Source organism: Staphylococcus sp. HMSC063F05 (assembly GCF_001837075.1).
Classification (GTDB): Bacteria; Bacillota; Bacilli; order Staphylococcales; family Staphylococcaceae; genus Staphylococcus; species Staphylococcus epidermidis.
Map to the genome: position 1 here is coordinate 1 of NZ_KV831368.1, position 11,313 is coordinate 11,313.

Annotated in this window: 8 protein-coding genes; 6 read left to right on the top strand and 2 right to left on the bottom strand. The window is 31.3% G+C overall.

Features of this window, described 5'->3' with window-relative positions:
* Positions 1-48: 48 nt before the first annotated feature.
* Together HMPREF2576_RS10445 and HMPREF2576_RS10450 are read right to left on the bottom strand one after the other, a co-directional pair.
* The gene (locus HMPREF2576_RS10445) at positions 49-318 is read right to left on the bottom strand and encodes a hypothetical protein (RefSeq protein ID WP_001830640.1); all 270 of its coding nucleotides are present in this window, start codon (positions 316-318) and stop codon (positions 49-51) included.
* 93 nt (positions 319-411) lie between these two features.
* The gene (locus HMPREF2576_RS10450; RefSeq protein ID WP_001830663.1) at positions 412-1,476 is read right to left on the bottom strand and encodes a quinone-dependent dihydroorotate dehydrogenase; all 1,065 of its coding nucleotides are present in this window, start codon (positions 1,474-1,476) and stop codon (positions 412-414) included.
* 223 nt (positions 1,477-1,699) lie between these two features.
* Between HMPREF2576_RS10450 and HMPREF2576_RS10455 the strand changes: the two genes are divergently transcribed.
* From HMPREF2576_RS10455 to HMPREF2576_RS10480, 6 genes are all read left to right on the top strand, one after another.
* On the top strand, positions 1,700-2,557 hold the full coding sequence (locus tag HMPREF2576_RS10455; RefSeq protein WP_001830635.1) for a fructosamine kinase family protein: 858 nt from the start codon (positions 1,700-1,702) through the stop codon (positions 2,555-2,557).
* 206 nt (positions 2,558-2,763) lie between these two features.
* Positions 2,764-4,143, top strand: coding sequence for an amino acid permease (locus HMPREF2576_RS10460; protein ID WP_001830673.1), 1,380 nt, complete (start codon positions 2,764-2,766; stop codon positions 4,141-4,143).
* A gap of 301 nt (positions 4,144-4,444) precedes the next feature.
* A complete protein-coding gene (locus tag HMPREF2576_RS10465; protein WP_001830678.1) occupies positions 4,445-5,503 on the top strand; it encodes a PTS sugar transporter subunit IIC in 1,059 nt (352 codons plus the stop codon).
* A 100-nt stretch (positions 5,504-5,603) separates the two neighbouring features.
* Positions 5,604-7,028, top strand: coding sequence for a phosphate--AMP phosphotransferase (locus tag HMPREF2576_RS10470; RefSeq protein ID WP_070856262.1), 1,425 nt, complete (start codon positions 5,604-5,606; stop codon positions 7,026-7,028).
* Between the two features lie 655 nt (positions 7,029-7,683).
* Complete coding sequence (locus HMPREF2576_RS10475) at positions 7,684-8,391, top strand: lysozyme family protein (protein ID WP_002438072.1); 708 nt, start codon at positions 7,684-7,686, stop codon at positions 8,389-8,391.
* A gap of 504 nt (positions 8,392-8,895) precedes the next feature.
* Positions 8,896-10,704: an acyltransferase family protein gene (locus HMPREF2576_RS10480; RefSeq protein ID WP_002438073.1), complete on the top strand. Its 1,809-nt coding sequence runs from the start codon at positions 8,896-8,898 to the stop codon at positions 10,702-10,704.
* Positions 10,705-11,313 lie beyond the last annotated feature (609 nt).

Below are 11,313 nucleotides of genomic sequence, written 5' to 3' on the forward strand. Positions count from 1 at the left end.
CTTTATTTACTTATCTTGGACCTTTTTGTCCCAGGCTCATTTGTATATTTATATCGTTTTTTGGATGAATCGTATGATGGCTATCACTACAATGACAATCATTGAAACGAAAGATAAGATTTTGAAATGCTTACTTTTTGTTTCTTTATTAGATTCTCCATTTTCCATCATTTCCTGTAGTTCTCGTTCTATCTCAAGATCTAAATCAGTTTTTTGATAACCATTTAAACCTTGTCTATCTATATGGTCATTTTGATGTTTATAGTTGTTATTACTATCTTTTTTAGTATCGGTATCTTCTTTGTTTATTTTATCCATGATAGGACCTCCAATGAATAATAGCATTCTTAAACTTTTATACGTTATTTATTAAATTATTCATTATTTAAAAGGCAGCTTCATAATTGTAATTTATGCATCTAAACCAATAATATCACTTACATTAGCATAACCATGTCGAGTTAAATAATGCGCAATTTCTTTATTCATTTTCTTAGTCAAACCTGGTCCTTCAATGACTAATGAAGAGTATATTTGTAGTAATGATGCACCGTTTCTTAACATTTTGATAGCATCTTCAGAACTGAATATACCACCAGTTCCAATAATTAAGAAGTTACCTCGTGTTTGTTGATAGGCATATTTAACCAGTTGTAAGTTTCTTTGGAATAATGGTCTGCCACTCAAGCCACCTTTTTGTATTTTATTTTTTGAATTTAATCCATCGCGTTGTCGTGTCGTATTTGCCAACATAACCCCATCGAATGTATCTGTAATTGAAGGCAAGATTTTTTTAAAACCATCTAATTCCATATCAGATGTTAACTTTAAAAAGATAGGTACATTAATATTGTTCTTAGCTTTAAATGAATTTAAAGCATCACATAACATCGAAAATTCATCTTCGTCGTGAAAGTTTTGGAGATTTTCTGTATTTGGGGAGCTAATATTCACTGTAAAGAATGAGACGTCATTTTTAAATGTGTCAATCACTTTAATGTAATCTTGATAGCGATTTTCATAGGAAGTTGTTTTATTCACACCAACATTTAATCCTACTGGTATTGAGCATGAATGATTACGTAAATTACTTAGTGCTTTATTCATACCCTTATTATTGAATCCCATACGATTGATGAGTGCATCATCTTCTAGTAAACGATACATGCGTGGTTTTGGATTACCTGGTTGAGGCTTAGGTGTTATACCGCCGAGTTCAATTGCACCGAAGCCAATGTTTTCAAGTGCTTTTGGAACTTCACAAGATTTATCAAAACCTGCAGCTAACCCGATAGGATTATCAAAAGAAATACCGTGAATGTGTTGCGTTAATATTGGATTGTTATAAGTAAATAACTTATTAACGATAGGTAAAATGGGTGAACATTTTTGAACACACTTCAACGCATTGATGGTCAAACCATGTGCTCGTTCAGGATCTAATTTGAATAATAAAGGCTTAACTAATTTGTACATATAAATGCTCCTATTTCATTATATTTGAGGCTTACTATCCCCAGTTAATATGTTTGAAATTCATTCTTTTAATAGACTAGCATTTTCATGTAAAATTTCATAGTTAAATATTAGAAAGTTAAAAAATTGACTTAATTTAATAATATAAAGAATTTAAGATTAATGTTTTCATTATAGGTAATATAATAATGTAGATATAATATAAAGTTAAGAGGGTGAGAAAATGAATGAACAATGGATGAGCGCATTGCCACTTGACAATGTGAAAGACATTTCTCCAGTAAGTGGCGGAGATGTAAATGAAGCATTTAAAGTCACTACAGTTGAAGAAGATATTTTTTTTCTACTCGTTCAACGTCAACGATCAGAAGCCTTTTATGCCGCAGAAATTGCAGGACTAAATGAATTTGAAAATGCAGGTATAACAGCTCCAAGAGTAATTGCAAGTGGAGAGATAAATGGAGATGCATATTTATTATTAAGTTTTCTTGAAGAAGGTAGTCAAGGGAGTCAAAGAGAGCTTGCTCGATTAGTTGCTAGAATGCATAGCCAATACCAACAAGATAATAAATTTGGATTCCGTTTACCACATGAAGGTGCAGATATTTCCTTTGATAATTCATGGACTGAGACATGGAAAGAGATTTTTATAAATCGTAGAATGGATCACTTACAAGATGAGTTATTACGTGTAGGATTGTGGAAACAAGAAGATAAAAAAATGTATGAACGTGTAAGAAAAGTTATTGTTGATGAACTTTCAAATCATACTAGTAAGCCCTCTCTGTTACATGGTGATTTATGGGGAGGTAACTACATGTTCTTAACAAATGGCCAACCTGCTTTATTTGATCCTGCACCACTATATGGAGATAGAGAATTTGACATAGGAATCACTACAGTATTTGGTGGATTTACACAAGAGTTCTATGATGAATATAATCAACAGTTACCACTAGCCAAGGGATCACAAAAGCGTATAGAATTTTATAGATTATATTTACTTATGATACATTTACTTAAATTTGGTGGTATGTATGCTGATAGTGTACAACGCTCTATGAAAATCATTTTAGAATAAAGAACATCGACCTCACTAAAGATATCAACGGGCTTTAGTGAGGTTTTTAAACATAAGATTGATTGAAAATTTTAAAAATAGGGTATATTTAAATTTGTAATACGATTTTTCTGTGATTAAAAGAAATTTATTATAAAAAAAGGGGTATGACGTACGACATAATTTTCAGTCAGTGATTTACTCTATGAAATGGAGAAGAAAAGATTATGGCAGATAAACTGCAAAGAGAATTAAGCAATAGACATATACAATTAATTGCTATTGGCGGGGCTATTGGAACAGGTTTATTTCTTGGTGCTGGCCAATCTATTCATTTAGCAGGCCCATCTATCTTACTAACATACATAATAGTAGGTTTTGTTCTCTTTATGTTCATGAGAGCTATGGGAGAATTACTGTTATCCAATTTAGGATTTAAATCGTTTGGTGACATTGCTCATCATCATATTGGTTCTATGGCAGGTTTTATGGTGGGGTGGACATATTGGTTAACATGGATTATTTCAGGAATGGCAGAAGTGACTGCTGTTGCCAAGTATGTTTCCTTCTGGTATCCAACAATTCCAAACTGGTTAACAGCTGCAGCGACTATTTTAGTTTTAGTTGCTTTAAATCTATTCAGTGCTAAATTATTTGGAGAATTAGAATTTTGGCTATCTATTATTAAAGTTTTGACTATTTTAGCTTTGATAGCCGTTGGTGTTGTTATGATTGTATTTGGAATGAAGACAAGCTATGGCCCTGCAACGGTAACGAATATATGGAAAGACGGAGGCTTTTTCCCTAATGGTGCACAAGGTTTCTTCATGTCATTCCAAATGGCAATTTTCTCATTTATTGGTATTGAGTTGATTGGAATAACTGCAGGGGAGACTAAAGATCCTCACAAAACAATTCCTCAAGCAATTAATAATGTACCGTTTAGAATATTATTATTTTATATAGGATCGTTGGCAGTTATCATGTCTGTTGTACCATGGCAACAATTGAATCCTGCTGACAGTCCATACGTTAAAATGTTTGGATTAGTTGGAATCCCTTTTGCAGCAGGTATTATTAACTTTGTTGTACTTACAGCTGCAGCCTCTTCTTGTAATAGTGGTATATTTGCTAATAGCCGTACGATGTTTGGATTAGCTGGAAGAAAGCAAGGTCCAGCATTCTTACATAGAACCAATAAGCACGGCGTACCACATTATGCTATTTTAGTGACATGTGGCTTATTAAGTATTTCAGTCGTGTTAAATGCAATTTTTAAAGATGCGACTAAAGTGTTCGTACAAATTACAACATTTTCAACTGTTTTAAATATTATGATTTGGACAATTATTATGATCGCGTATCTAGGTTATTTAAGACATGAACCGAAACAGCATAAAGAAAGTAACTATAAAATGTGGGGCGGAAAATACATGGCTTACAGTATTTTAGGGTTCTTTGCATTTATTTTTATTATACTATTGATTAATAGTGCAACGCGTTATGCCGTACTTTCTGCACCCGTATGGTTTGTTATCATGCTATTGATGTATCAAAAATATAAAAAAGAATCTCGCAAAGCTAAAATTAAAAATGAGGAAGAGTAAAGCACTTATTATTTCAAATAGGACGAGTTAGCTAACACTTCATAACGTTAGTATTTAAACTAAAGGTTATGAAGTGTATTTTAATTAAAAAAATTAATGTTTTGAATTAAATGTCGAATAAGTTATCTTAATTTTCAGAAAAATATGATATACTATTGAGCATAGTCTTGAATGTCATATATGCATTTCACTAATTATCCCTCTAAGTTACAGCATCTAAGAAAGATTTAATTGAATCATATATGGGCTTCGAGACTCTTTTTATACATAATTTCACTTAGCACATTGGGAGGTTTAACTTATGTCGACGATAAAAAATATCGATGGACCAAAGGATTTTGTTTTTAGAGTGTTATCAGGGGTAGCAATTGGAATAGTAGCCGGACTCGTTCCAAATGCAATTTTGGGAGAAATTTTTAAATACTTTATGCAATATCATCCTATTTTCAAAACTTTATTAGGGGTCGTTCAAGCCATCCAATTTACAGTGCCAGCGCTTATTGGAGCATTGATAGCTATGAAGTTCAATATGACACCTTTAGCAATAGCTGTAGTAGCAAGTGCCTCATATGTTGGTAGTGGTGCAGCTCAATTTAAACAAGGTACATGGGTAATTGCGGGAATTGGGGATTTAATTAATACGATGTTAACTGCATCCATCGCCGTGTTACTTATTTTATTAATAGAAGAACGTGTTGGTAGTATGGCTTTAATTGTTTTTCCGACAGTTGTTGGTGGTTTAGCAGCTACAATCGGCGTATTTACTTTACCATATGTAAGGTTAATTACAACGGGAATTGGTAACATGGTTAATAGCTTTACTGAATTACAACCAGTGTTTATGAGTATGTTAATCTCTATGGTGTTTAGTTTTATAATCATATCACCATTGTCAACTGTAGCCATAGCTATTGCTATTGGATTATCAGGTATTGCTGCGGGATCTGCTTCAATAGGTATAGCAGCGACAGAAGCTGTATTATTGATTGGTACCAGCAAAGTTAATCATGTAGGTATTCCTTTATCAATATTTTTCGGTGGGGTGAAAATGATGATGCCAAATATGGTTAAATACCCTGTCATTATGATTCCGATTTTCTTGACAGCGGCAATATCTGGTATTGCTTCAGGGATTATTGGTATTTCAGGAACAAAAGAATCAGCAGGATTTGGTTTTATCGGAATGGTTGGGCCTATTAATGCCTTTAAATTTATGCATGTTGATTCTGCATGGTTAAGTTTATTACTTATTGTCATCGCCTTTTTTGTTGTGCCGTTTCTAGTTGCATGGATTTTAGATTTAATACTTAGAAGATTAATTCATTTGTATGAGAATGATATTTTTAAATTTATGGGATAAAGCTTCGTATCTCTTCGACGTTTAGAACGTTGAAGAGATTTTTCTATGTTAAAATATAACAATATAACATCTAACTTTAACATATATAGAGGGTGAAACGATGTCAGGGAAACTAGAAGAATTACAATTAAAAGTAGCTCGATTAAGTCGACGTACTCATGAATTAGGTATTCCAATTATGGTATTATTTGAGGGGATTCCTGCTTCGGGGAAGACACGTTTATCAAATGAATTACTATTGCACCTAGATGCCAAATATTCGCGATTTATAGCTACTAAATCGCCAGAGTCAAACGATTTACGTTACCAATTTTTACAAAAATATTGGAATACTTTACCACAAAAGGGCAATATAAATATTTATTTTAGAAGTTGGTATTCACACTTTTTAGATTATAAAGAAAATAAAATTAAGCATGATCAATATAAAAATTATGATGTTTTAGTCAATCAAATTTATCATTTTGAATCGATGTTAAAGAATGATAACTATGAAATTATAAAATTTTTCATAGAAATAAATGAAGAAAAACGCAATGAACATATTCAACAGACAAAAGATAATCCATTAACTAGATGGAAAGTTCAAGAATATGAAAATGTTATACCTCAAGAAAGTTATCTAAATCAAATGCATCAATTCATCAACAAAGATAAAGATTGGAAAGTGATCGATTACACAGAGCGCGAGCATGCTTTTGAAAAAATGTACTTACATTTAATAGATAGACTTGAGCAAGCTATAAAAAAAGTTGAACAACAAACAACTAAAGTCAACGGTAAGTTCACATCAAGCTTTACGACTTCTTTATTTAATAATAATCTTGAGAAAGTAGACAAAAAAACGTATAAAAATCTCATTGTTGAATTGCAACAGAGAATGAGAGAAATCCAATTTGCTTTATATGAAAGAAAGATTCCCCTTGTTTTGGTTTTCGAAGGTATGGATGCTGCTGGTAAAGGTGGCAATATTAAACGTATTAGAGAAAAATTAGATCCAACAGGATATGAAGTGAATGGTATTAGTGCACCTACGGATGTCGAACTTAAGCATCATTATTTGTGGAGATTTGCTAAAAAGATGCCAAAATCAGGTCATATAGAAATATTTGATCGGAGTTGGTATGGTCGTGTACTAGTTGAACGTGTAGAAGGTTTTGCAAGCCAGAATGAATGGCAACGAGCATCTGATGAAATCAATCAATTTGAAAAGATGTGGACAGATGAAGGTACAATCATATTAAAATTCTTCTTATGTTTAGATAAAGATGAGCAGCTTAAGCGTTTTAAAGACCGTGAAAATAATCCTGATAAACAATGGAAGATTACTGAAGAAGATTGGCGTAATAGAGAAAAATGGGATGAATATTTAGAAGCAAGTCATGATATGATTGAATCTACAAACACTTCATATGCCTCTTGGTATATTGTTCCGGCAGATCATAAAAAAACGAGTCGGATTGAAGTACTTAAAACAATTATTAGAAAATGTGAAGAAGTACTATGGGGAGTTAAGACGTATTAATTTTAAATAAAAATCTCGGGAGTGAGACCATGGATGAAGCATTATTCATTGGTCTCACTCTCTTTTTTAATATAATGAATGAAATGTTTATGAATGAGAACGATGTGTTTCTTCTATTATATAGTCTAAAATGATAACTCACCTATATAGAAAATGGTAACGTCGTTTAATATAAAAGATATTTTGAGTTCCAAATTGATATATAGAGTTACATTTTGTTTATTAAAGAATAAGAGTTAAAAAGTAACATCATTAAAATAAGCAAACCTTCATAAAAAATGATAATATTTAGAATCAAATAGTTAGAATTATTTCATTTATGTAACAACATTGCAATCTGTAATTTTACAGATAACTTAATATAATAGTATTTCAGCTTGAAACACAAGGTAATTACTTAAATTAAGGTGGAATATGAAACTAATATTAAGGAATTATATGTTACAAACTGAAATATATCTGTTTTAAGATTACAAAACAATGTTGATATTGTAACCTTTTGTAAGGAACGTGTAATATACAAAGGCGATTTTTATGTTATAGTGGGTAGCGTCAAAAGTTAACAAAAAACATTTTCAATATAGCACAACGAATTTAAAACATTTAAATAACAAAACAAACAAATTTTAAATTATATCTGGAGGATTTATATATCATGAAAAAAACAGTTATCGCTTCTACATTAGCAGTATCTTTAGGAATTGCAGGTTACGGTTTATCAGGACATGAAGCACACGCTTCAGAAACTACAAACGTTGATAAAGCACACTTAGTAGATTTAGCACAACATAATCCTGAAGAATTAAATGCTAAACCAGTTCAAGCTGGTGCTTACGATATTCATTTCGTAGACAATGGATACCAATACAACTTCACTTCAAATGGTTCTGAATGGTCATGGAGCTACGCTGTAGCTGGTTCAGATGCTGATTACACAGAATCATCATCAAACCAAGAAGTAAGTGCAAATACACAATCTAGTAACACAAATGTACAAGCTGTTTCAGCTCCAACTTCTTCAGAAAGTCGTAGCTACAGCACATCAACTACTTCATACTCAGCACCAAGCCATAACTACAGCTCTCACAGTAGTTCAGTAAGATTATCAAATGGTAATACTGCTGGTTCTGTAGGTTCATATGCTGCTGCTCAAATGGCTGCACGTACTGGTGTATCTGCTTCAACATGGGAACACATCATTGCTAGAGAATCAAATGGTCAATTACATGCACGTAATGCTTCAGGTGCTGCTGGATTATTCCAAACTATGCCAGGTTGGGGTTCAACTGGTTCAGTAAATGATCAAATCAATGCCGCTTATAAAGCATATAAAGCACAAGGTTTATCTGCTTGGGGTATGTAATCCAAATCTAATAATATAATTAGAAAGAGTGAGACAGCATTCGTTGTTCTCTCAGCAACGAGGACTAAAATTGACTCCTTGTATATAAGTAAGTTTTAATTTTAGTTATCGATGCAATACATTAAAAAGCCTAGGACACATTGCTTTGTGTTCTAGGCTCTTTTTTATTTGAAAGTCTAATTAAAATGATTTATATAACAAAGTGATGTTAACAAAGTGAAAATATAACATCTAGACTGAAAAAATATAATAAAATTAAATGATATTATGTTTGTATTTATTTAAAAGATATGGTTATATAAATGGTGTGTTTAATATCATATATAGATACATTTAAATTGCTTGCCTACACAACTTATATGAAGATGCTCTAATAAATGTATACCTATTTAATTTGTTAAAGTATAATATTAAAGTAAAAAGATGACATGTCAATGCAATTGAGGATGTAATTGTGATAATATTAAGAGCAAGTATTTTAAAAATTAAACGGAGTGTAATTGAATGAACGAGAACAATTATAGACGTCTCAACAAAACTTATAAACCGCACTATTTGCCTGGTTTAGATGGTTTGAGAGCTATAGCAGTCATTGGGATAATCATTTATCATTTAAATACGAAATGGTTATCTGGTGGATTCCTTGGAGTAGATACTTTTTTTGTCATTTCTGGTTATCTCATAACTAGTTTATTATTAAGTGAGTATTATAGAAATAATTCTATTAATTTAGTTAATTTTTGGCTTAGAAGATTTAAACGATTAATACCAGCAATGATGTTTGTTGTCACGGTTGTTTTAATATATACATTACTATTTAAACCCGAATTAATTATTAGTATAAAACATGATGCTATAGCAGCACTTTTCTATGTTTCTAACTGGTGGTATATCATACAAGACGTAGACTATTTTAATCAATTTGCTGTAGCGCCATTAAAGCATTTGTGGTCATTAGCTATTGAAGAACAATTCTATCTATTCTTTCCATTTATACTTTTAGGCTTATTAAAGTTTTTCAAAAAGAGAACTACAATGATTATTCTATTAATCATCTCTTTATTATCATTAACTGCAATGATAACGATACATATGTATACAGGTAACAATTCTAGAGTTTATTTCGGGACTGACACACGTTTACAAACGTTATTATTAGGATGCTTACTAGCATTTATTTGGCCACCGTTCTCTTTCAGAAAGGATATATCTAAAGGTGCTAAAGCAAGTATAAGTGCAATAGGCATAGTCGGAATGGCAGTGCTCATTTATTTGTTTGTAGTGGTTAGTGATCAAGATAAATGGATATATAGTGGAGGATTTTATGCCATCTCGTTCTTAACACTGTTTGTCATTGCAAGCGTTGTGCATCCATCAAGTGTTTTAAAGAAAATACTAAGTTTCAAGTTATTTATTTATATAGGTAAGAGATCGTATAGTTTATATTTATGGCACTATCCTATCATTATTTTTATGAATAGTTATTTCGTACAAGGTCAGATTCCTTGGTTTGTATATATTTGTGAAGTGATACTTATGTTTGTCATGGCTGAAGTATCTTATAAATTTATCGAAACACCTATTAGAAAAAATGGATTTAAAGCATTCACGGTGATACCGAAAAATTTAACAAGATTTTCAAGAACGATTATTGTGTTAATCTTGCTTGTTCCTTCTGCATTCATAGTATTTGGTGCCTATGATAGTTTGGGTAAAGAGCATGATAAACAACAAGCTGCGAAACAAAAATCTTTTAAAACGAACCAGAAAGCAAAACCTAAAAAGCCAGATGAAAATAATCAAGATAAGTCTTCACAACAACATTTTAATCCTAAAGAAGCGTCTCCATTATTGCTGGGAGATTCAGTAATGGTAGATATCGGTCAAGTCTTTAGTGAAAAAGTACCAAATGCTAATATTGATGGAAAAGTTGGCCGACAGTTAATTGAGGGTAAAGATTTAATCAATCAAAAGTACCAAGATTATACTAAAAAAGGTCAGAGTGTTGTGATAGAACTTGGTACAAACGGTGAGTTTACGAAAGATCAAATGAATGAATTAATTGATTCTTTAGGTGAAGCAGATATTTACTTAATTAAGGTAAGAGTACCGAGAGACTACGAGTCTACTAATAATAAAATTATGGAACAAGTAGCTAAGAAACATAAAAATGTTCATATTGTTGATTGGTATAAAACATCTGAAGGTCATTCTGAGTATTTTGCATATGATGGTATTCACTTGGAATACAGTGGTGTTAAGGCATTATCTAATGAAATCATTAAGAAAATGAAAGAAGTTAATGAAAAATAATATTCAAAAATAAAAATAAGAGAGCTATATATCACTAGAAATTAGAGTTAGATTCAATGTGTTTCCTTAGTCATGATTTAATGAGATGACAAAAACAATTAAGTCAAAAATGGGTATATGGTATTTATTATTATAGTTCACCATAGTGATGGGGTGGGATAACGAATTCGATACGAATTCTGTCTCACCTCATTTTTTATCAATTTTATGAACAATCTTAACGATATCTAAGATTAAATTTACATCAAGTAAATATTCTTTATTGGCTAAATATTTAAAAGATAGATTAAACTCATCAAAGCTAAAGTTGTAATAATAGCAAAATTTATTATTACAAGAATATAACAATTATAAAACGTTACATGAAACATTGTTAGTTACATGCTTTCGTTACGCTATTTACAGACTTCGTTTAACGAAATAACTCTATGTAAACATTACAAAATGATAACACCGCACACAAACGTACATTTTTCTGATAAAGTAATGCTTGTCGTTAAAAAAGAACGAAACCAAGGATAACAAAGTAAATATTTTAGTCACATGACTATTCATTATATGAAATTAATTATTTAAATTTTTAGGAGGATATTTAACAATGAAAAAAAT

Coding starts and splice junctions, on each gene's coding strand:
- HMPREF2576_RS10445 (WP_001830640.1), bottom strand. CDS start 318: ATGGATAAAATAAACAAAGAAGATACCGATACTAAAAAAGATAGTAAT.
- HMPREF2576_RS10450 (WP_001830663.1), bottom strand. CDS start 1,476: ATGTACAAATTAGTTAAGCCTTTATTATTCAAATTAGATCCTGAACGA.
- HMPREF2576_RS10455 (WP_001830635.1), top strand. CDS start 1,700: ATGAATGAACAATGGATGAGCGCATTGCCACTTGACAATGTGAAAGAC.
- HMPREF2576_RS10460 (WP_001830673.1), top strand. CDS start 2,764: ATGGCAGATAAACTGCAAAGAGAATTAAGCAATAGACATATACAATTA.
- HMPREF2576_RS10465 (WP_001830678.1), top strand. CDS start 4,445: ATGTCGACGATAAAAAATATCGATGGACCAAAGGATTTTGTTTTTAGA.
- HMPREF2576_RS10470 (WP_070856262.1), top strand. CDS start 5,604: ATGTCAGGGAAACTAGAAGAATTACAATTAAAAGTAGCTCGATTAAGT.
- HMPREF2576_RS10475 (WP_002438072.1), top strand. CDS start 7,684: ATGAAAAAAACAGTTATCGCTTCTACATTAGCAGTATCTTTAGGAATT.
- HMPREF2576_RS10480 (WP_002438073.1), top strand. CDS start 8,896: ATGAACGAGAACAATTATAGACGTCTCAACAAAACTTATAAACCGCAC.